We start from the raw sequence: 22389 nt of genomic DNA, 5'->3' as shown, positions 1-22389 counted from the left end.
ATAGACATATTCGACTTCCATGGCCGTGGTAGCCGACTTGGCGGCGCGGGGCTGCATGAAGCGGCATTTGGTGGCCAGCACCTCGTCGCGCTCCTCGGAGACCTCGACGTCGTATTCCTTGACCTCGGTATGGGGTTCGGCGCCCAGAATATCGGTGTGGACATACGGAAAGTGACCCATATCGAGGAAATTCTCGACAGCGCGGGGGGCAGACACGTGAATGCCGATGGAGCCGCAACTCATGTTCTTGCGGTCGGGTTCGGCAAATTCGGGGATGGGAAAGAGCTCGCCGGCGGGGGTGCCCAGGCAGGTCCAGGAATAGCCATAGGCGGTGCGAACCGGCAGGCGTTCGAGGATGGTTTCGGCGTCGATCTCGTCGCCATCTTCCTCGTTCGCGCGCAGCCAGACCACAGGTTGCCCATCCTCACCGCGGGTCATGGCCAGGCGTGTATCGAGCAGCAGCGTTGTTTCGACCATGCCAATGGGCAATTCATCGGTGGCGGCAACGACGTGCCAGAGATTGCGGGTTATGGGATCAGGAGTTTGGGGCATGGGCAGTCTCAACTTTGCAATCCAGCATAGCCCGATAGGCGAGGTGTGCCAGCACAAAGTTGCAATTGGGACATGCATTCGACCTGTCAGGAATATCGCTTTGGATTATCCGGCCCGATGGCTAGAAGGCCAGTAGAGAAATGACCATGCATCAGGACGAGACCACGCCCCGCTTTGCCGAAGCCCTGGTTCGTGAACGCGTCGAAGCGCGCCTGGCGGAGGCCGGTGCTAGCGAGGCGTCGCGGGCGGCGGCGGTGCGCGCGATGTTGCATGCCTCTCGGCTGGGCATCGACAGCCACGGCGTCCGCCTGACCGAACACTATTGCCGGATGCTGGCAGGCGGGCGGCTCAACAAGAACCCCGAGCTGCGCATTGACAGGCGCGGCGCGGGCAGCGCCATGGTCGATGGTGATGACGGGCTGGGCCACTATGCGGCCTATAAGGCCGTCGAGGTGGGCATGGAACTGGCGCGGGAAGCGGGCGTCGGGGCTGTAGGTGTCCGGCGCTCGTCGCATTATGGCGCGGCAGGCGCCTATGCCCTGGCCGGCGCCGAAGAGGGGTTCGTCACCTTTGCCACCACCAATACCGATTCCATGGTTGCCCTGTTCGACGGGGCCGAGAAATTCCACGGTACCAATCCGCTGGCTTTTGCCGCGCCAGTGCCCGACAGCCAGCCCTGGCTTCTGGACATGGCGACCAGCGCGATCCCCCTCAATCGCGTCCTGCTGTATCGTTCGCTCGACAAGGAACTCCCCCAGGGCGTGGCGGCGACGCCCGAAGGGGTGCCGACCCGCGATCCTTTTGCCGCGGACATGCTGCTGCCGCTGGGTGGCATCGACTATGGCTATAAGGGCGCCGGGCTGGCGGGCGTGGCGACACTGTTCTCGGCGCTGCTGACCGGAACGACGCTCGATCCCGATTTCATTCCCATGTATGGGGGCGACGATATCTCCACGCCTCGGAACATGGGGCATTTCGTGCTGGTGATCGACCCGGACAAGTTTGCCGGACGCGCGGCCTTCGCCGCCGCCATCACCGGCTATCTCGCCAGTCTGCGTGCTTCGGCGGTGCGTGCCGGCGGCAAGGTCATGGCGCCAGGGGACCGGGAATGGGAGGTGCTCGAGCGGCGGCGGATCGAGGGCATTCCGCTCGATCCCGATACTATTCGCTTCCTCGCGCTCTAGTTCATTTCTCCCGATAGATGTCGAACGGGCCGATGGCCTGGGTCGTGGCCATCAACTGGATCTTGTTGACGTTGACGTGTTCGGGCAGGCACGTGGCCCAGAAGATGGACTCGGCGATATCCTCGGCGTTCATCGCCTTGGTTCCCGAATAGACATTGCCCGCCTTCTGTTCGTCGCCCTTGAAGCGAACCAGTGAAAACTCGGTTTCGGTCAGGCCCGGTTCGATATCGGTGACGCGGACATTCTTGCCCTGCAGGTCGGACCGGATGGCGAGGGCGAAGTGTTTCACGAAGGCCTTGGACGCGGCGTAGACGGAGCCACCGGGATAGGCATATTCGCCGGCCACAGAGCCGAGCGTCACCACATGGCCACCGCCGCGGGCAATGAGGCCGGGCAGCAGCAGGCGGACGGTGTAGACCAGACCCTTGATATTGGTGTCGATCATGGTTTCCCAGTCATGCAAATCGGCTTCGGCGGCCGGCTGCAGTCCCAATGCGAGCCCGGCATTGGCGAGGACGATGTTGATGGCGTCAAACGGGGCCGGGATGGCGGCGATGGCCGCTTCCATGGCGACGCGATCGCGCACATCGAGGGGAATGATGTGGCACTTGTCGTGCCCAAGCTCATCGCGCAATGCCAGCAGACGATCCTCGCGCCGGCCCGTCGCAATGACCTTGCCACCAGCGCCGACATAGCGGCGAGCGGCTGCGGCGCCAAAGCCAGAGGTTGCACCGGTGATGAAGACGACAAAGCGGCTGGGGTCGAGCAGCGGGTACATGGACGGATCCTGAGGGGGAGTTCACAAAGTCCGGCATAGGGTGGACGCTGCCTGCACGCGCGTCAACATGTCCAAAGTTTAATGCTCCTGACTCAGTGCTAACGTGAACGCGTAGCGTTTTGAGCGTATGGATGCGGCATTGTTTCAACAAAGGCCTTTTCAAATCCATGAAGCGCTTTGCCAGATTTCTGATTGTCCTGATCGTGTTGGCGGGTGGTGCCGCGGCCGGGTGGTGGTATTTTCTGGCACCGACCCAGGCCAGCACCGCCCCGGACACCGTCACGGTCAGTCGCGGCGACATTGAAACGACCGTGCTTGCTTCGGGCGTGCTGCAGGCCAGCGCATTGGTCAGTGTCGGCGCGGAGGTTTCCGGCAGCATCAAGGCTGTGCATGTCTCGCTGGGGGACCAGGTCAATCGTGGAGACCTGATTGCCGAGATCGACAGCCTCAACCAGGAAAATGCCGTGCGCTCGGCCGAAGCGGCACTGGCCGGCATCGAGGCGCAACGCCGCAGCCAGGAGGCTACCCTCGCCAAGGCGGAGACGGCGCTGGCGCGGCAGCAACAATTGAGCGCCAATAGCCTGGTGTCGCAAACCGAGCTGGAAACGGCGCAGGCCGCGGTCGAGCAAGCGCGCGCACAGATCGACCAGCTGGACGCCCAGATTGCCCAGGCGGAGTTGACGGTGGAGTCGGCTGAACTCGATTTGGCGCGCACCCGGATTGTGGCCCCGGCCGACGGGACGGTGGTGGCGCTGCTGGTGGAGGAGGGGCAAACCCTCAATGCCAATTCGGCGACGCCCACCATCGCCAAGATCGCCAATCTCGATACCATGGTGATCAAGGCGGAAATCTCCGAGGCCGACGTGGTCAAGGTGCGGCCGGGACAGAAGGTCTATTTCACCATATTGGGTGAGCCGGACGAACGCATAGAGGCCACATTGCGCGAGATCGAGCCGGCACCGACCTCGATTGCCGAAGACGCGACCAGTGCGGGCAGCGCGGTTTATTACAACGGGTTGTTCGAGGTGCCCAATCCGGATCACCGGCTGCGTATCTCGATGACGGCCTCGGTGACGATTATCCTTGAGGAAGCGCGGGATGTGCTGACGCTACCCTCGGGCCTGGTGACGCGTCGCGGCCCTGGTGGTGACGTGGTTGTGACGGTCTATGATCCGGCCACGGAAGAGATGCGCCCGACCCCCATTGAGGTCGGGCTCAACGACAATATCAATGCCGAGATCGTATCGGGCCTCACCGAGGGCGAGCAGGTGGTCAATGGCACCGGTGTGCGCTTCCCAGGCGCTTCGGGCCAAGCAGGTCCGGGGGGATCACGGATCGGCGGGGGCATGATGATGATGCGCGGCGGAGGCGGCTGATGAACCGCGCCTTTTCGCCCAGCGAGGCCGCCAGGGCAGAAGATGGCGGCCGCGGGGACGCGATCATATCGATCCGGGGGCTGGTGCGGCGTTTCCAGTCGGGCACCGAGACGGTGGCCGTGCTCAAGGCGATCGATCTCGATATCCGCCGCGGCGAAATGGTCGCCATTATCGGCCAGTCCGGCTCCGGCAAGTCGACGCTGATGAATATTCTGGGGTGCCTGGATCGCGCGAGCGAGGGCAGCTACCGGTTTGACAGCAAGGATGTCAGTGCGCTCGATGCGGACGCGCTGGCGGCGCTCCGGCGCGAGCATTTCGGTTTCATCTTCCAGCGCTACCAATTGCTGGCCGATCTCGACGCCGTCGAGAATGTCGAGGTGCCGGCCATCTATGCCGGCGCCGATGCCGGCGCGCGACGGGCGCGGGCAATCGGACTGCTGACGCGGCTGGGACTGGGCGAACGGCTCGATCACCGCCCCAATGCGCTGTCGGGTGGTCAGCAGCAAAGGGTGAGCGTGGCGCGGGCGCTGATGAATGGCGGCGAAGTGATCCTCGCGGACGAGCCGACCGGCGCACTGGATTCCCAGTCCGGCAAGGAACTCATGGCCCTGCTCAAGGAATTGCATGCGGATGGCCACACCATCATCATCGTCACGCATGACCAGCAGATCGCGGCGCAGGCGGATCGGATCATCGAGATTGCCGATGGCGAGATCATTGCCGACCGCTACACGGCCGAGCCGCGCCATGTCGAAAAGAACCAGACGGAAATAAAGGCGGCCGCCACCTGGCGGCGCGGGCTGGATCGCATGGGCGAGGCCCTGCGCATGGCGTTGCGGGCGATGGGCGCGCACAAGCTGCGCACCTTCCTCACCATGCTCGGCATTATCATCGGCATCGCGTCGGTGGTGGCAGTGGTGGCGCTGGGGCAGGGCAGCCAACAGGCGGTGCTGGAGAATATCTCCTCGATCGGCACCAACACCATCAATGTCTATCCGGGGCGCTCGTTCGGTGACATGCGCTCGGGAAGGGTGCGCACGTTGCGGCCGACCGATGTCGAGGCGCTGGCCCAGCAGGACTACGCCGACAGCGTCACCCCTCAGGTCAGTGCCAATGCGACGGTGCTTTATCGAAACACGGCCAGCAACGCGTCCGTGACGGGCGTGGGTGCGGACTTCTTTCAGGTCAACGGCCGCACATTTACCGCCGGATCGGGCTTTGGCCCCGAGAGCATCGCCAACATGGCGCAGGAAGCGGTGATCGACCAGAACGCGGTGGACGCCATCTTCGTCAATGGCGAGGATCCGATCGGCGAAGTCATCATGCTGGGTCGGGTGCCGGTGCGGGTGATCGGGGTGGTCGAAACCAGCTCCGGTTTTGGACCGGGCGGCAACAATGCCAATGTCTATGTGCCCTATACATCGGCCATGAGCCGCATATTGGGGCAATCCTGGCTCAATTCGATCGCGGTGCGCGTTGCCGATGACTACGATACGGGGCGCGCCGAAGAAGAGATGACGAAACTGTTGACCCGGCTGCATGGTGGCACGCAGGATTTCTTTCTCCAGAACACCGATACGATCCGCGAGACGATCCAGTCGACCACAGCGACACTGACCATTCTGATATCGACCATTGCGGTGATTTCGCTGGTGGTCGGCGGCATCGGTGTGATGAACATCATGCTAGTCTCGGTGTCCGAGCGGACAAAGGAGATCGGTATCCGCATGGCTGTGGGGGCGCGCCGATCCGACATCATGCGGCAGTTCCTGATCGAAGCGATTCTCGTCTGCTTCGCCGGCGGCGCCGCTGGTGTTGCGCTGAGCTTTGCCCTGGGGCAGGGTCTGACGGCTATCGTGTCGGGCGCACGGCTGGCCTATTCGACCGAGTCCATCATCCTGGCCATCATTTCGGCCAGCGTCATCGGGGTGGTCTTCGGGTTCATGCCCGCCCGCTCGGCTGCCCGGCTGGATCCCGTCGAGGCGCTGGCGCGGGAATAGGCAGCATGGGCGAATGGTCACTTGTGATCGGCCAAAATCGAACAATTTCAACGCAAAGGGTGTTCGACTTGCCGCCGCGGCCCTAAACTGGCCATGAAATCTGCGCCTTTTTGGCGGGTTCGAAAGCGGATGGGGAAAGCTTAACGCATTCTTTCCGTCCATGCGGCAAACTTCGCTTCGGCCCGGTTTGGTTGAAGCGTAAAAGGGCGGGATAGACCACTGCAAAGCGCGCGTCTGGTATCGAGTATTGGCGCCTTGTGCATCGGCCTGACCATGGCGGTCGGGGCGGCGATTCCGGCTAGTGGCTTTGAGCTGTTCGGCATCAAGTTTTTCGAGGACCAGTCCGAGATCGACGCCGATGCGGTGATTGTCGATCCCCAACCCTATTTCGTCACTTTCACATCCAGCGAAGGCGGTGCCGTTGAGGCGGCGCTGCGCAATGCGTCTGCCCTGCTCGCCGACCAGGCCGAGCCTGCATCCGGTGCTGCGGGGCTGATCGCCAAGGCGCGTGGCGACTATCGGCGCCTGCTCGCGGCGCTTTATGGCGAGGGTTATTACGGCGGTGCCGTCAGCATCCACATTGCTGGACGGGAAGCCGCCAGCCTGCCGCCAGACACGGTCTTGCCCGATCCGGTCGATGTCACGATTGCCGTTTCGGTGGGGCCGCTGTTCCGCTTTGGCGAGGTGATGATCGTCAATCAGGCGCCGCCCACCTCCGATCCTGCCGATCAGGTGCCCTCGCCGGTGCTGCGCGGCTATGGAACCGGCGAAATTGCGCGCTCGGCGGTGATCCTGAGGGCCGAGCAGCTGGCGCTGGAGGCCTGGCGGCAGCAGGGCTATGCCAAGGCAGAGATCGTTTCCCGCGATGTGGTCGCGGATCACGCGACCAATACGGTGGCTGCCACTATCACGGTGAACCCTGGGCAAAGGGCGGCCTTCGGGCCCGTGCGGGTGACCGGGGCGGAGCGGATGAACCCGGATTTCGTCGCTCAGCAGACCGGACTGACCGTGGGCCAAGAATATGATCCGGACGAGTTGGAACGTGCCCAGAAGCGGCTTGACCGTCTGGAGGTGTTTCGGGCATCGCGGCTGGAGGCAGCCGAGAGCATCGGTAGCGATGGCCTGTTGCCCTACGAACTGATCGTGGAGGAGTTGCCGGGGCGGCGCTTTGGCGTGGGTGCCACCTATTCGACCGTGGATGGACTTGGCCTGGAAGCCTATCACCTCTGGCGCAATCTGTTCGGCCAGGCCGAAAGGCTGCGACTGGATGCGCGCATTGCCAGCATTGCTTGGCCAATCGACACCGCCCAGTTCGACTATTTCATCGGCGGTACCTTCACCAAGCCGGGCTTCTACCACCCCGATGTGGATCTGGTGGCGACGGTATCGGCAGAGCGGACGATCTATCCCAAATATACCGAGACCTCGGCCGGCGGACGCGTCGGGCTGAGCTGGTTCTTCTCGGACGAGCTGACCTTCGAGGGGGGCGCGAGCTTCGAGGTGGCGCGCTTTGACGATGTCTTTGGCACACGCGACTTCCAGACAGCAGGCCTTTATGCCGGCGTGATCTATGACGGGCGCGACAGCACGGTCGATCCCACCGAAGGCTGGTATGCCTCGGCCAATATCGAGCCTTATATCGATCTGCTCGGTGGTTCGCCGGGTGGCCGGCTGGTGGTGGAAGGCCGCACCTATTTCGGCTTTGGGGAGGAAGATCCCTTTGTGCTGGCCGGCCGGCTCAAAGCGGGCGCTGTGGTCGGGCCGGCACTGGTGGATATTCCGCCGGACAAGCTGTTCTTTGCCGGCGGGGGCGGTTCGGTGCGCGGTTATGCGTTCAAGTCCATCGGCGTCGACGATGGGACAGGAACGATCACCGGCGGGCGCTATTTGCTGGAGGCCTCGCTGGAAGCCCGCGCCAAGGTGACCGACGATATTGGCGTGGTCGGGTTTGTCGATGGTGGCTATGTGGCAGCCGATACGTTCCCCGGGCTGGATGACCTGCGTCTGGGAGCGGGCATCGGTGTCCGTTACTATACCGGACTGGGTCCCTTGCGCCTTGATGTGGCGGTGCCCCTCAATCGCAAGGCAGGCGATCCGGACTATGCGATCTATGCTGGCATAGGGCAGGCGTTCTGATGGCCGGGCGGACCCCCAATATGCGCAGGCGGCTTCTGCTTGCAGCCCTGCTGCTGGCGCCTGCCGCCGTGCCGGTGGCGCTGGTCGCGCAGGACATGAACAATGAAGAGCAGAAGGATTGGCTGACCGGCTTTGTCGAGGGTCAATTGTCCACCCCGGAGCGGCAGATCCGACTCTCCAATATCGAGGGTATTCTCGGCTCTGACGTCTCGATCAATGAGATCACCATCTCGGACGCCGAAGGGGTATGGCTGCGCATCAACGATGCGAGCCTCAATTGGAACCAGTCGGCGCTGCTCGGCGGGCGGCTGGAGGTCAATTCGCTGCGCGCGGAGTCCATCGACTATATCCGCAACCCGATCCCGGTGGAGGGCGCTGTCGATCTGCCGCCACCCGAGGCAGGGACGCTGGAAATCCCCGAGTTTCCGGTCGCCATCCAGATCGGCGAACTGGCCGTGCCCAGTGTTACCTTTGGCGAAGGGGTGTTCGGGCTGGGCTCGGAGATTTCCCTTGCCGGGTCGATGACGCTGGAAAGCGGCAATCTCGATGCGGTGCTGGACATTGTGCGCCTTGATGGCCCTGGTGGAACGCTGGACCTCGACGTCGCCTATCGGCGTGAGGGCAATACGATCGATCTCGGCCTGTCGCTGATGGAGCCGCCCAATGGGGTGCTGGCGAACCTGCTCAACATCCAGGACCGCCCGGCCATGACACTGACGCTGCAGGGGGAGGGGCCGGTCGCCGATCTCACCACGCAGCTCCAATTGCTGGCCAATGACCAGCCGGCGCTCACAGGGACGGCAATGATCGCGCAGCAGGCGGAAGGCTTCGATATCGATGCCACGCTGGGCGGCCCGCTCTCGACCCTGGTGGCCGAGCCCTATCGCGCGTTTTTCGGCGCCGACACAAGGTTGACCGTGGATGCGCTGGTCAAGAGCGCTGGCGGCCTCGACATTGCCAATCTGACATTGAGCGGTGGACAGCTGGGCCTGACGGCGCGCGCGCAGACCACGGCGGACAATTTCCTCAGCCTGTTGGATTTGACGGCGACTGTGGCCGATCCTGAAGGAAACAGGGTGAGGCTGCCAGTGCCCGGCGCGTCGACGCTGGTTCAGGGTGGGCAAGTCCGCATCGCGTTTGGGACGGCGGCAAGCGATGAATGGCAAGCTCAAGTTGCCATTGAGGGCCTGGAAACCGACGGGTTCGAGGCGCGGGATTTCGCGCTGGGTGTCGGCGGCGTGGCCCGCAATCTTGAAGATCCGGCCACCCGCATGGTGACCTTCAATGGTGACGGTGCGCTGTCGGGCATTTCGGCCGACCCGGGCGTGGAGGCGGCGCTGGGAAGCCGGGTGGGGCTGGGGATTGCAGGCCTGTGGAATGCCGGAGAGCCCATTGAACTGGCCGAATTGCGCGTGGTCGGCCAAGCGCTGACCGCTGCCATGGCCGGGCAAATCGACGGCACCATTTTTGATGGCCGTATCCAGATCCAGACCGGCAGTATCGCCCCCTTTTCTGGCCTGGCAGATCGTGCGCTGAGCGGCAGTCTCGATCTGGTTGCCGATGGCCGCTTCTTGCCGGTCACCGGTGGGTTCGACCTGGTGTTTGACGGCACCGGCACCGACCTCAGGGTAGATGACCCAACGGCCGATGCGCTGCTCGCTGGTACTGTCGGGCTGTCCGGCCGGCTGGCGCGCACCGAGGCGGGGATAACCGCCGAGGCGTTTTCCATCGCCAATGACCAGGTGCAGTTCACTGCTGACGGTCGCTATGCCAGTGAGATTGCCGATTTCAACATTGCACTCGACCTCTCCGATCTCGCTCTTGTTTCGGAGCAGGCCAGCGGTGCCCTGAGCCTGCGCGGATCGGCGCGCACGAGCGAAGCCGAAGCGCCGCTGGTGCTGATGCTTGATGTGCAGGTTCCCAGCGGTACGCTCGGCGACTACACGCTGCGCGACGCCAAGCTGGGAATCGCCGCTACCTTGCTGGAGGGCATCATTGACGGCGACGTTTCGGGCTCGGCCATGCTCGATGGTCATCGCGCGACGCTGGCCACCCATTTTGAATCCGACGCCGACACCCAGGCGCTGTCCGATATTGGCTTCGAAATCGCCGGCACCCGGGTGAGTGGCGGCGTGACCCGCATGGTCGAGAGCGGGCTGCTGGACGGGCGGCTCGACATTGCGGCCAGCGATGTGTCCCTGGCTGCGGCGCTGCTGCTGACCGATGCCTCGGGGGCGATCAACGCGGCGATCGAATTGACCCCGCAGAATGGCGAGCAGGGCGCGGGCATCACCGCCAACGCGTCGGACCTCCGGATCAATGACATCGCTGTTGGCGATGCCGATATTTCCGCGGGCGTTTCCGACCTGTTCGGCGTTCCCATTGTCAACGGAACCGCCAAGGCCAGCAATGTCGTGGCGGGAGGCATTGTCGTGGACAACCTGACGGCGCGGGCCAGTCAGGCAGGCGAGACAACACAGTTTGACGCACAGGCCGCGCTGGCCACGGGAACAGACGTCGATCTGGCGGGCTCCCTCAACCCGGTCGATGGCGGCTATCGTCTGGCACTGGATCGCGCCAGCCTGGAACAGGGCGACCTCACCGCCCGCCTCGCCGATCCGGCAGTGCTTCTGGTGCAAGGCGACAGCATTGCGCTCGATGCGATCCGTTTCAATGTCGGCTCGGGCAGCATTACGGCCACCGGCACTGCGGGCCAGACACTCGATATGGTGGTCGATATTTCCAGCCTGCCGCTGTCTATCGCCAATGCCGTGGCGCCGGACCTTGGTCTGTCCGGAACACTCGATGGGCAGGCGATCGTCTCGGGACAGGCCAGCGATCCCCAGGTCGGCTTTGATGTGCAGGCTGGGGGCGTCGGTGCGCGGGCCATCGCGCCCTTCGGCATCACCCCGCTATCGCTTACCGCCTCCGGCAGCTATGGCGGCAATGCCGTTATCCTGGAGAGCGTCAGCGCCAATGGCAGCGGCGGTCTCAATGTAAGCGGCTCGGGCCGGTTGCCGCTGGCGGGCAATGGTGTCGACATCGCGCTCAATGGTTCCGCGCCCTTGTCGCTAGCCAACCAATTCGTTTCCGACCGGGGCGCCCGGATATCGGGCACGGCGAGCTTTGACGCGCGGGTGAGCGGCAGCCTCAGCAATCCGCAATTTGCCGGCAGTGTTGCTACCACTGGCGCCGAATATGTCGATCCCGAACTCAATCTCCGCCTGACCGGCATCACTGGACGCGCATCCCTGAACGGCACCAATGCCACCATTGAGTCCCTGAGTGCCAATCTGGCGACCGGCGGCAGCGTCTCGGCCTCCGGCACGGTGGGGCTCAGCGGCGCCCTGCCGGCTGATCTGGCGGTGCAGATCAATTCGGCACGCTATGCCGATGGCGATCTCTTCGTGGCGACGCTTTCCGGCAATCTGGGTCTTGCCGGCAATTTGACCGGCGCGCCTTTGCTGTCGGGCAATGTGCTGGTCGAACAGGCCAACATCACCGTGCCAGAAAGCCTGGGCGGGGGCGCGCAGCTGATTGATGTTGAGCATCGCCGGGCGCCTGCCGACGTCCAACGGACCCTGGATCGCGCCAGGATCGATGAACGAACGGGCGTGGCGGCCGGTGGCGGGCCGCAATTGCAGCTTGACGTGATGGTCAATGCGCCCAACCAGATCTTCATTCGCGGGCGTGGGCTCGATGCGGAAGTGGGCGGGTCGGTGCGCCTGACCGGCAGCGTCAACAATGTGCAGCCGGTGGGTGCCTTCAATCTCATCCGCGGCCGGCTCTCGATTCTGGGGCAGCGCGTCATCTTCGAAACCGGAACGGTGACGCTGGTGGGGGACCTCGATCCGCAGCTCAATTTCGTGGCTCGGACGGAGGGCGATGGCATCACGGTGTTCGTGACATTGTCGGGCCGGGCATCGTCGCCCGACATTTCGTTCTCCTCCAACCCGACCCTGCCGCAGGACGAAGTGCTGAGCCGGCTGATCTTTAACCGCTCCATGGGCGAACTCTCGCCGCTGCAACTGGCGCAGCTGGCCGCGGCCGCGGCCGAACTGGTTGGTGGCGGCGGCGGTGGTGGGCTGGTCGACAGCCTGCGCGGGGCCGCAGGCCTCGCCGATCTGGATGTCGTGACCGACGACCAGGGCAATGTCGGTGTTCAGGCCGGCACCTATATTCAGGACAATGTCTATCTCGGTGTCACCGCCGGCGCGAATGGCCAGTCCAAGGTGACCATCAATCTGGATGTGACGGATGACCTGACCATCAAGGGGGCCGCCGGCCAGGACGGCAATTCCAGTGTCGGCGTGTTCTACGAGCGGGACTATTGAGCGGAAATTGGACTCTGCTGAATGGCGGGCATTGCATGCGCCTGGTTATTGCAAGGATTTACGGACACCCCTCTTCGCCGCTGCGTCGCCTTGGTTATTAGCTTAGTCAAGTTGCATAAAGAGGAAGGGCGGCCCTGGAGCCGCCCTTTGTTCATTGCGCCGCGGCCCCGCCAGTCTTTGCCGCCTTTTCCTCATCCCACCACCAGATGGATGGGAAGCCCGAGGAAAATTCGGGCAGTTGCTCAGGGCGGCTGAAGCGGTCCCAGTGGGCGATGCGCGAATAGGTGAGCGTATAGCCTGGCACCACGAAATGGTGGTGCAGCAAGACCCGATCCAATGCACTGACAATGGCCAATTGGGTGTCGCGATCATCGGCGACGACGAGCTTGTCGATCAGCGCGTCAATGCCGGGATCGGCGATGCCGGCATAGTTGCGTGACCCTTCCTGGTCGACGCTGGAGGACCCGAAGAAATAGCGCTGCTCGTTGCCGGGCGAGAAGGACTGCGCCCAGCTGGCATAAATCATGTCGTAGTCGAAGCTGCGCAGACGGTTGATATATTGCGGCGTGTCGACCATGCGCAGGGTCACGTTGACGCCGATCTGTCCCAGATTGGTGATCATGTTCTGGGCGATCGGCTCCAGGGTGGGCTGATGCATCAGCAGTTCGATCGAGAGCTGCTGACCATTGGCATCCACCAGCCGGGTGCCGTCGAGCGTGTATCCGGCTTCATTGAGCAGGCCCAGCGCGATGCGCAGATTGGCGCGGAGCTTGGTGGGGTCGCCATTGACCGGATTGGTGTATTCCTCGGTGAAGACAGAGGGCGGCACCAGCTCGCGGACGCTTTCGAGCACCTCCAGTTCCTCGCCCTGTGGCAGGCCGCTGGATGCAAAGGGCAGCCCGTGGAAATAGCTGTCGATGCGCTCATACTGCCCGTAGAAGACGGTGGCGTTCAGCTCCTCGAAGTCAAAGGCATAGTTGAAGGCCTCGCGCACGCGCTCATCCTGGAACTTCTCGCGGCGCAGATTGGGAATGAAGCCCGTCATCTGCCCACTGCCATTGTAGTCCTGCGGGAATTCTTCGCGGATGACGCGGCCTTCGGCCACCGCCGGGAAGTCGAACCCGGTGGCCCAGCGGCGGGCGGTATATTCGCTCCACCAGTCAAACTGGTCGCCCTTGAAGGCTTCGAACCAGACCGTCTCGTCCAGGAAGAACTCGTAGACATAGCGGTCGAAATTGTTGGTGCCGACCTGTGTGGGGTGATCTGCGCCCCAATAGTCCTCGACACGTTCATAGGTGACGGTGCGGCCCGGCTCGAAACTGGCAAGTCGATAGGGCCCTGAGCCCAGCGGTGGTTCGAGGGTCGAGGCGCCAATGTCGCGGGGTTCGCCCTCGGCATTGGTGCCCTCCCACCAGTGCTGCGGCAATACCAGCAGCTGGCCGAGAATATGCGGCAGTTCCCGGTTGCCCGTCTGGTCGAAGGTGAAGGTGACTTCGCCTGGCGCCGTCGCCTCGGCCGAGACGATGTTGGCGTAATATTGGGCATAGATCGGACTGATCTCGATGACCTTGTCGAAGGACCAGACGACGTCCTCGGCAGTAACCGGCTCGCCGTCATGCCAGCGCGCATCGGCGTCCATGCGGAAGGTGACGGCGCCGTAGTCCTCCGCCACCTTCATGGCATCGGCCAAAAGCCCATAGGAGGTGTTCACCTCGTCCATGGAAGATGTCATCAGCGTTTCGTAGACCAATCCCAGCCCGCTGACCGCCTCACCCTGGGGCAGGATCGGGTTGAACGTGTCGAAGCCACCACGAGCGCCCAAGCGTACCGTGCCGCCCTTGGGCGCCTCCGGGTTGACGTAGTCGAAATGCGTGAACCCTTCGGGATATTTCGGGCTTTCGGTGAGAGAGTCGGCGTGGACCCACACCCCGGTCGGCGTTTGCGCGAGGGCCGGAAGCGCTATGGCCATGGCTGCAAAGGCGGCCAGGCCCAGGGAGGCAAGTTTGGTGGCGTAGGTCATCGCACGGGGCTCCATGGCGGTCGTGGTGGGAATGTTAGTCACTGGCGGGCGGGGTCGGCAATGTGGTCTGTGTCACATTGCGCGGCGCCGCCAGGTCGAAGGCGGCGGTGAGAAGCTGACGGGTGTAGGGATCGCGCGGTGCAGCGAATATGTCCGCAGCCTCGCCCTGTTCGACCACCTGGCCATCACGCATGACGATCAGGCGATGCGCCAGGGCTTTGACGACCCGCAGATCGTGACTGATGAACAAATAGCTCAATTGCCGGCGCTGCTGGATGTCGCGCAGCAGATCGATGATCTGGGACTGGATGGACACGTCGAGCGCCGAGGTCGGCTCGTCGAGCACCAGAAAATCCGGCTCGAGCACCAGAGCGCGGGCGATGGCGATGCGCTGGCGCTGGCCACCTGAAAATTCGTGCGGGTAGCGGGCGGCAGTCGACACGTCCAGGCCCACCTCCTCCAGCGCTCCTTCCACCCGGGCGGTCCGCTCCTGAGCTGAGAGCCTCGGCATGTGCACCTCCAGCCCTTCACCGACGATTTCGCGCACTGACATGCGCGGGCTAAGGGAGCCGAATGGGTCCTGGAAGACGATCTGCATATGCTTGCGCAGCGGCCGCAGATCATTCCAGGAGCGCGATTGCACATCCTGGCCGAGCAGGGCGATCCGACCGGTGGAAGGGATCAATCGCAGTAGCGCATAGCCTAGGGACGACTTGCCCGAGCCGCTCTCCCCAACGACGCCCAGGGTCTCCCCCTTGCGGATATCCATATCGACGCCGTCCACGGCGCGGATGTGCCCGACGGTGCGACGCAACAATCCACGTCGCACCGGAAACCAGACTTTCAGATCGGTGGCGGAGACAACGCTGTGCGGTTCGCCGGACAGGCTGGCCGGCGCGCCGGACGGTGCGGCAGCCAGCAGACGCCTGGTGTACACATGCTGGGGTGCTGCAAACAAGGAAGCGACCGGCCCCGCCTCGACAATGTTGCCATTGGTCATGACACAGACACGATCGGCAATGCGACGGACTATTGTGAGGTCATGGGTGATGAAGAGCAAAGCCATGCCGGTCTGGCGCTGCAGCGATTTCAGCAGTTCCAGCACCTGCGCCTGTACGGTCACGTCCAATGCCGTTGTTGGCTCGTCGGCAATCAGCAGCTTGGGATCGTTGGCGATGGCCATGGCGATCATGGCGCGCTGACGCTGGCCGCCCGAGAGCTGGTGGGGGAAATCGTCAATGCGGCGTTGCGGCTCAGGAATGCCGACGGCGTCAAGAAGCTCGAGCGTGCGCGCGCGGGCGGCATTCTTGCGCAGGCCCTGATGGATGGCCAGGACTTCGCCGATCTGCTTGCCGATGGTGTGGACCGGGTTGAGCGAACTCATCGGCTCCTGAAAGATCATGCCGATTTGATTGCCGCGCACCGAGCGCAACGTGGAGGCATCGGCTCGGGCAAGATCGGTTCCCTCAAAACCGATCATGCCCGTGACAGCAGCCGATGCGGGTTGCAGCCCGAGCACGGACAGGGCCGTTACCGACTTGCCTGAGCCACTTTCACCGACCAGGGCCAACGTCTCGCCGGGCGAGACATCAAAGGAGACGCGGTCGACTGCAGAGACTGGCCCGAAGCGAACACACAGATCACGGACCGAAAGCAGGGGTGCCGTCATCGGAATGTCTTTCGCGGATCGAAGGCGTCGCGGACAGCCTCGCCGATGAAGACCAGCAGGGTCATCATGATGGCGACCGTGAGAAAGCCCGTCAGTGCCAGCCAGGGTGCATCCAGGCTCGCCTTGCCTTCGGCCAGCAGCCGGCCAAGCGAGGGGGCAGTGACCGGCAGGCCGAAACCAAGAAAATCCAGCGAGGTCAGGGTGGCCACCGAGCCCGAGAGGATGAAGGGCATGAAGGTCAGCGTTGCGACCATGGCGTTGGGCAGCAGATGCCGCCACATGATGCGCCGGTTGGAGACGCCCAGGGCACGGGCGGCGCTGACATATTCGAAATTGCGGGCGCGCAGGAACTCGGCGCGCACGATGCCCACGAGCGTCACCCAGGAAAACAGCAGCAGGATGCCGAGCAGGACCCAGAAATTGGGGGCGATCACTGACGAGATAATCAGCAGGAGATAGAGCGCGGGCACTGAGGTCCATATCTCGATCAGACGTTGTCCGATCAGGTCGGTCCAGCCGCCGAAATAGCCCTGGACGGCCCCGGCGACGACGCCAATTACCGAGGAGACCACCGTCAGCACCAATCCAAACAGGATCGAAATGCGGAAGCCGTGGATGAGGCGGGCCAGCACATCGCGGCCAGTCACATCGGTGCCGAGCCAGTGATAGTTTCCGGGGACACACTGGGGGTCGGCGGTGCCTTGGGGATAGCGCTGACAGATCTGCTCCCGGGTCAGCAGCCAGCTCGGCGGATTGGCGCCGGGAAAGGCGACATAGCTGTCTACCGTATTGTGATTGAAGCGGATGGGCGGCCAGAGCATCCAGCCATTGGCCTCGATTTCCTCGATATTGACCGCGTGGCGATAGTTTGTGAGGCCGAGAAATCCGCCAAATTTGGACTCGGGATAATCCACAAGGGCGGGCACGAGCAGTTCACCCTTGTACATGACCAGGATCGGCCGGTCATTGGCGACGAATTCGGCGCCAAGGGTGACAAGGAAGAAAAAGAGGAAGATCCACAGGCTCCACCAGCCGCGGCGATTGGCCCGGAAATTGGCGAGACGGCGCTGGTTGAGCGGCGACAGGCGGGACGGGCGGGCGCCTATTGGATGGATGGCAACCGTCATACGTCGCGGCTCTCGAAATCGAGGCGCGGATCGACCCACATATAGGTCAGGTCCGAGATCAGCCCGATGATGAGCCCGAGCAGCGAGAAGATATAGAGGGTGGCAAAGACCACCGGATAGTCGCGACTCACCACGGCTTCGAAGCCGAGCAGGCCCAGCCCATCCAAAAGGAAGATCGTTTCGATGAGCAGCGAGCCGCCGAAGAAGACGCCTATGAAGGCGCCGGGAAAGCCGGCGATGATCAGCATCATGGCATTGCGGAAGACGTGGCCATAAAGCACCTGATTGTCGGTCAGGCCCTTGGCGCGGGCGGTGATGACATATTGCTTGCCAATCTCATCAAGGAAGGAGTTCTTCGTCAGCAGGGTTGCGGTGGCGAAGGCGCCCAGGCCCATCGCGATGATCGGTAATACGAGATGCCAGAAATAATCGAGCACCTGCCGCCACCAGGGGAAGCTCTCCCAGCCGGGCGAGGTCAGGCCGCGCAGTGGGAAAAGTTGCCAGAAACTGCCGCCGGCAAAAAAGACGACCAGCACGATGGCGACCAGAAAGCCCGGCACGGCGTAGCCGATGATGATGAGGGTGGAGGACCAGACATCAAAGCGTGATCCGTCGCGGACGGCTTTGGCAATGCCCAGCGGGATGGAGACGCCATAGGCGATCAGCGTCATCCACAGGCCCAGCGAGATGGAGACCGGCATCTTCTCCAGGACCAGGTCTATTACCGAGATGTCGCGGTAGTAGCTTTCGCCGAAATCGAAGCGCAGATAGTTGCCGAGCATGGAGAAGAAGCGCTCGAGCGGTGGCTTGTCGAAGCCGAACTGCCTTTCGATGCGCTCCACGAGTTCGGGCGCGAGACCCTGGCTGCCTCGATAGCCAGAACTGGCGCCCTGATCCTGCTGGCCTGCAAAGTCCCCGCCTTCGCTGCCTGTCACGCGGTCGAGCGCACTGACGTTCTGGCCCGACAGGTTGGCAAGGGCCTGTTCCACAGGGCCGCCGGGAGCAAACTGGGTGATGAGGAAACTGACGGCCATGATGCCGAAAACGGTGGGGATCATCAGCAAGAGGCGGCGGATGATATAGGCGCCCATTCCTGCTCCGGTTCTCCCTGTTCCAACCGGTCGCACGGGCCAAATCACCGCATGCGCCGGATTTGTCCCAATGCAACATTTCGGTGACGGCTTGGCAAGCTGGCCCCGGCCAATTGCTTGTGATCACGACCATATCCGGCTGACGCGCACTTGCCGTAGTTGTCCGAACTGGTCAGGATCGGCCCGATCAGGAGACGCCCATGAAATTCGCGCCCATCGTGCAGGTGAAGAACCAGTCTGTCGCTCGTATTCTCATCGTGGCGCTGCGGGCGCATGGGTTTCATCCGCTGGAGCCACGCGAAGGCGGTTTGCCCGGGGTCCCCAATCTTTTCGGACCGGAGGGATTTGTGGTTGAGGTGCCGGAGGAGGAAGTCGCCGATGCCACCCTGCTGGCCCAGGATCTGCTCAAGGACATGGAATAGCGGCGCGATCGCGCCTGGAGGTCATGCCTAAAACGGCCACATTGCTGTGAGAGGCGGATTGGTGCGGGTCGGGCAATTGAACCGGGTGGAGGCTTTCGGTATAAGCCGCCACAAGTGTTAATGTGCATTAAGCCCTTGGGGCAGGAGTGATCAATGCAGGATTGGAAGCGCGGCGCTTCATCCGTTGTCGGCCTGGCGGCCTTCGCCCTCGTGGTGGCGGCCTGTTCTCCGTCCAGCCGGACCAATACCGCCAATCTCAATGTGGTTGGCCAGCCTCAGCAGTTGCAGCCAGTGCAGAACTCGACCGTGCAGCAGAGCACTCTACCCGCCATCGGTGCCACCGGCACTCCGGCACCGGGGCTTTCCGGCCAGCCGGTACTGGGCGGCCAGACCACGGCAACTGCAAGCACCACCACGACAGTTGCCGGCACGGGCGCAGGGTCGATCACCACAGTGGGCACGCCGCTGGCCACCGGCGTTTCCACCGGCCCGGAAGGCGCCTGGAATGTGGTTGCCGCCGGCCAGACCTGCCGCCTGAACCTGCCGCTTACCGCCAAAACCGGCACCAATTACTACCGCGCCTCGGCGCCGGGCTGTACTGTGCCGCAGATCGCCTCGGTCACCGGCTGGCAGCAGGTGGGTTCGCAACTGCAGCTTTATGATGAGAACGGCAATATCGCTGCGTTCCTCGCCCCCTCGGGTGGCCGCTATATCGGCACCATGGGCGGCGGCCAGGCCGTATCGATGGCCCGCTGAGTTTGAAAGCCGGTCCGACAGGGCCGGTTTTTTTGTTTGGCCAATGGCTGGACACCCTCTCCCGACCTTCGCTACGACCCTCTCGGGTCTAGCTACGGTACCCTCCCCGCTAGGGGGAGGGTGACATAGAATGTGTGGCGCGATCTCCGGTAATCCCTGATCCTGCGCTCCCCCTAGCGAAGGGTGGGAGGGGTGTCGGCTTCTCCTTTGATTTTTGGCTGCAACTGGTCCCCATGGCAAAATCCTCCCCCGTCCTGGCCGCCTATCACGACCTCGTCGCCCGGGGCGCGCTGACGCCCGATCCAGCGCAGGTGGAAGCCGCACGGGAACTCGACCGGGTCCTCCAAGATCTGGTCTCCCACAAGCCCAAGCGCGTCTTCGGCTTTTTCGAGAAAGCGGCGAAGGCCATCCGCGGGCTCTATCTCCATGGGGAAGTCGGGCGCGGCAAGACCATGTTGATGGACCTGTTCTTTGCCGCCGTACCGTTCAAGGAAAAGCGGCGGGTGCATTTCCATGAGTTCATGGACGAGGTGCATGCGGGGATTGCCGCTTTCCGCAAATCGCCGCGCGGCAAGGATGACGATGCCGACCCAGTCGAGGCGGTGGTCAAGCCCATCCTCAAAGGGGGATTGCGTCTCCTCTGCCTCGATGAATTCCACGTGCATGACATTGCCAATGCCATGCTGCTCGACCGGCTGTTTTCGAAACTTTTCGCCGGTGGCGTGACGCTGGTGGCGACGTCCAATGTCGTGCCGGACGGGCTCTACAAGGACGGGCTCAACCGGCAGCTCTTCCTGCCCTTCATCGCCTTGCTCAAGGAAAAGACCGTGGTCGCCGACCTGCCCAGCCAGCAGGATTATCGGCGCCTCAAATTTGCGGGCCAGCATGTTTACGCGTTTGGCACTGGGCCCGAGGTGCGCGAGGCCATGGACAAGATGTGGCTCAGGATTACAGGCGGCGAGCCGGGCACGCCGGGCGTCGTGGAAAGCATTGGCCGCCAAATCCCGGTGCCGCTGATGGCCATGGGCGCGGCGCGTTTTGGTTTCTCGGACCTTTGCGAAAAACCGCTGGGCACACGCGACTTCGTGCGTATCGCGCATCAGTTCGATTCTGTCGTACTCGACAATGTCCCGCAGATGGATCGCACCAAATCCGATGCGGCCAAGCGCTTTATCCTGCTGATCGACTCAATATATGACCGTGGCGTGAAACTGGCTGCCAGTTTCGCCGTGCCGCTCGACGAGCTCGGGGCAGATGACAAGACGGCGTTCGAGTTCCAGCGCACCCTGTCGCGGCTGACCGAGATGCAGTCCGAAGAATATCTGGGCAAGGGCCTGCGCGATGCGGCCCCCGCTGAGGCAGACTGATACATGGGCCGGGTCATGGTCATTGGCGGACCCGGGTCAGGCAAAACCTGGCTGGCCAGGCGGTTGGGTGAGCACCAGGGACTCCCGGTCATCTCGATAGACGCGTTTGTCCATGACGGGGCAGGGCAAGTCAGGCCCCCTGACCAGATCGACGCCGACAGTCGGGCGGCCGCAGACGGATCGCGCTGGATCGTCGAAGGTGGGAACAGTCGCACCTATGACTATCGGGCGTCCCGAGCCGACTGCATAATCTGGCTCAATCCGCCCCGCCTGCTGCGGCTATGGCGCGTCATGCGCCGGGATGGGTGGAACTGGCGCTTGCTGGTCTGGACCTGGCACTATGACAGCGTTTTCGGTCCGCGCGACCGTGCCGTTCTGGCGGCGGAGTGCGGTCGGGTCGCCATCCATGAATTGAATAGCGGGCGGGCAGTGGATGCTTTCCTCGCCACCAATGCCCAACCGGCACCGCCCCATCACCCATCAGCATGAGCTAAAACCCAATTACGACGAAGGGTTCACTTGCCCGCATGTCCTGACAGGGTTAAGAGGTGCGCCAATTCAACGCAGTCCGGGATGAGGATTTATGGCGCGCAAGAAGATTGCCCTTATCGGTGCAGGTCAGATCGGCGGGACGCTGGCCCTGCTGTCGGCTCAGAAGGAACTCGGTGACGTGGTGCTGTTCGACGTGGTCGACGGCGTCGGCCCCGGCAAGGCGCTGGACATTGCCCAGTCGGCTGTGACCCAGTCCTTCGACGTCAAGATGAAGGGCACGTCCGAATACAAGGACATCGAAGGCGCCGACGTGGTGATCGTCACCGCCGGCGTGCCGCGCAAGCCAGGCATGAGCCGCGATGACCTGCTCGAAATCAACCTCAAGGTGATGGAGCAGGTGGGTGCGGGCATTTCCAAATATGCGCCCAATGCTTTCGTCATCTGCATCACCAACCCGCTCGACGCCATGGTCTGGGCGCTGCAGAAGTTCTCGGGCCTGCCCGCCAACAAGGTGATCGGCATGGCTGGCGTGCTGGATAGCTCGCGCTTCTGCCACTTCATCGCCGATGAGCTGGGTGTGTCGATCGAAGACGTCAACGCCTTCGTGCTGGGCGGCCATGGCGACACCATGGTGCCGCTGGCCCGCTACTCGACCGTCGCCGGCATTCCGCTCACCGACATCGTCAAGATGGGCTGGATGAGCAAGGAAAAGCTCGACGAGATCATCCAGCGCACCCGTGATGGTGGCGCCGAGATCGTGGGTCTGCTTAAGACCGGTTCGGCTTTCTATGCCCCGGCCGCTTCCGCCATCGCCATGGCCGAGAGCTATCTCAAGGACAAGAAGCGCGTGCTGCCCTCCGCAGTGCTGCTCAATGGCGAATATGGCGTCAAGGGCACCTATGTTGGCGTGCCGGTCGTGATCGGTGCCGGTGGCGCGGAAAAGGTCGTGGAGATTGCGCTCAACTCCGCCGAGCAAAAGGCCTTTGACAAGTCGGTCGCGGCCGTTGAGGGCCTGATCCAGGCCTGTCAAAAGATCGCGCCGAAGCTGGCGTAAGGTTCCAAGCCGCTGGCCCTGCCAGCGGCTT

The 22389-nt window shown here is 63.1% G+C and carries 15 protein-coding genes and 1 pseudogene; 10 read left to right on the top strand and 6 right to left on the bottom strand.

All coding sequences use genetic code 11. The features are described from left to right. A pseudogene (locus QZ564_RS11685) lies at positions 1-552 on the bottom strand (aromatic ring-hydroxylating dioxygenase subunit alpha); the annotation flags it as partial. Between the two features lie 140 nt (positions 553-692). On the opposite strand from QZ564_RS11685, the gene QZ564_RS11680 reads away from it, so the two are divergent. Continuing rightward, a complete protein-coding gene (locus tag QZ564_RS11680) occupies positions 693-1736 on the top strand; it encodes an Ldh family oxidoreductase (RefSeq protein WP_297109726.1) in 1044 nt (347 codons plus the stop codon). Between the two features lies 1 nt (position 1737). Here QZ564_RS11680 and QZ564_RS11675 read toward each other — a convergent pair whose 3' ends face one another. Continuing rightward, a complete protein-coding gene (locus tag QZ564_RS11675; RefSeq protein WP_297109723.1) occupies positions 1738-2514 on the bottom strand; it encodes an SDR family NAD(P)-dependent oxidoreductase in 777 nt (258 codons plus the stop codon). A gap of 167 nt (positions 2515-2681) precedes the next feature. Here QZ564_RS11675 and QZ564_RS11670 point away from each other — a divergent pair, with 167 nt between their 5' ends. The 4 genes from QZ564_RS11670 (at position 2682) to QZ564_RS11655 (ending at position 12360) form a co-directional block, all read left to right on the top strand. Then, complete coding sequence (locus QZ564_RS11670; RefSeq protein WP_297109720.1) at positions 2682-3890, top strand: efflux RND transporter periplasmic adaptor subunit; 1209 nt, start codon at positions 2682-2684, stop codon at positions 3888-3890. Further along, complete coding sequence (locus tag QZ564_RS11665; RefSeq protein ID WP_297109717.1) at positions 3890-5890, top strand: MacB family efflux pump subunit; 2001 nt, start codon at positions 3890-3892, stop codon at positions 5888-5890. Before QZ564_RS11670 ends, QZ564_RS11665 begins: the two co-directional genes overlap by 1 nt. Positions 5891-6145: 255 nt before the next feature. Beyond that, complete coding sequence (locus QZ564_RS11660) at positions 6146-8026, top strand: autotransporter assembly complex family protein (RefSeq protein WP_297109714.1); 1881 nt, start codon at positions 6146-6148, stop codon at positions 8024-8026. Positions 8027-8046: 20 nt separating this feature from the next. Further along, a complete protein-coding gene (locus QZ564_RS11655) occupies positions 8047-12360 on the top strand; it encodes a translocation/assembly module TamB domain-containing protein (RefSeq protein ID WP_297109712.1) in 4314 nt (1437 codons plus the stop codon). 151 nt (positions 12361-12511) lie between these two features. On the opposite strand, the gene QZ564_RS11650 is transcribed toward QZ564_RS11655, so the two are convergent. The 4 genes from QZ564_RS11650 to QZ564_RS11635 are packed head-to-tail and all read right to left on the bottom strand — an operon-like array spanning position 12512 to position 18267. After that, complete coding sequence (locus QZ564_RS11650; RefSeq protein ID WP_297109709.1) at positions 12512-14380, bottom strand: extracellular solute-binding protein; 1869 nt, start codon at positions 14378-14380, stop codon at positions 12512-12514. 34 nt (positions 14381-14414) lie between these two features. Continuing rightward, positions 14415-16049, bottom strand: a complete 1635-nt coding sequence (locus tag QZ564_RS11645) for an ABC transporter ATP-binding protein (protein ID WP_297109706.1) — start codon at positions 16047-16049, stop codon at positions 14415-14417. Beyond that, on the bottom strand, positions 16046-17176 hold the full coding sequence (locus tag QZ564_RS11640; RefSeq protein ID WP_297109704.1) for an ABC transporter permease: 1131 nt from the start codon (positions 17174-17176) through the stop codon (positions 16046-16048). The genes QZ564_RS11645 and QZ564_RS11640 overlap by 4 nt, the downstream gene beginning before the upstream one ends. Next, the gene (locus tag QZ564_RS11635; protein WP_297109701.1) at positions 17173-18267 is read right to left on the bottom strand and encodes a microcin C ABC transporter permease YejB; all 1095 of its coding nucleotides are present in this window, start codon (positions 18265-18267) and stop codon (positions 17173-17175) included. Before QZ564_RS11635 ends, QZ564_RS11640 begins: the two co-directional genes overlap by 4 nt. A 200-nt stretch (positions 18268-18467) precedes the next feature. Here QZ564_RS11635 and QZ564_RS11630 point away from each other — a divergent pair, with 200 nt between their 5' ends. The 5 genes from QZ564_RS11630 (at position 18468) to mdh (ending at position 22358) form a co-directional block, all read left to right on the top strand. After that, positions 18468-18689, top strand: a complete 222-nt coding sequence (locus tag QZ564_RS11630) for a hypothetical protein (RefSeq protein WP_297109697.1) — start codon at positions 18468-18470, stop codon at positions 18687-18689. 153 nt (positions 18690-18842) lie between these two features. Continuing rightward, positions 18843-19445 carry an AprI/Inh family metalloprotease inhibitor gene (locus QZ564_RS11625; protein WP_297109694.1) on the top strand — a complete coding sequence of 201 codons (603 nt, stop codon included), beginning with the start codon at positions 18843-18845 and terminating at the stop codon, positions 19443-19445. A gap of 233 nt (positions 19446-19678) precedes the next feature. Then, positions 19679-20812 (top strand): cell division protein ZapE, encoded by a 1134-nt coding sequence (gene zapE, locus QZ564_RS11620; protein WP_297109691.1) that lies wholly within the window; start codon positions 19679-19681, stop codon positions 20810-20812. Positions 20813-20815: 3 nt separating this feature from the next. Continuing rightward, positions 20816-21301 (top strand): hypothetical protein, encoded by a 486-nt coding sequence (locus QZ564_RS11615; RefSeq protein ID WP_297109688.1) that lies wholly within the window; start codon positions 20816-20818, stop codon positions 21299-21301. A 94-nt stretch (positions 21302-21395) separates the two neighbouring features. Continuing rightward, positions 21396-22358 (top strand): malate dehydrogenase, encoded by a 963-nt coding sequence (mdh, locus tag QZ564_RS11610; protein WP_297109685.1) that lies wholly within the window; start codon positions 21396-21398, stop codon positions 22356-22358. Positions 22359-22389 lie beyond the last annotated feature (31 nt).

Source organism: uncultured Devosia sp., from assembly GCF_913055165.1.
In the GTDB taxonomy this organism is placed as follows: Bacteria; Pseudomonadota; Alphaproteobacteria; order Rhizobiales; family Devosiaceae; genus Devosia.
Note: the sequence above shows the minus strand (reverse complement) of the source record. Positions and strands in the feature narration are given on the sequence as shown.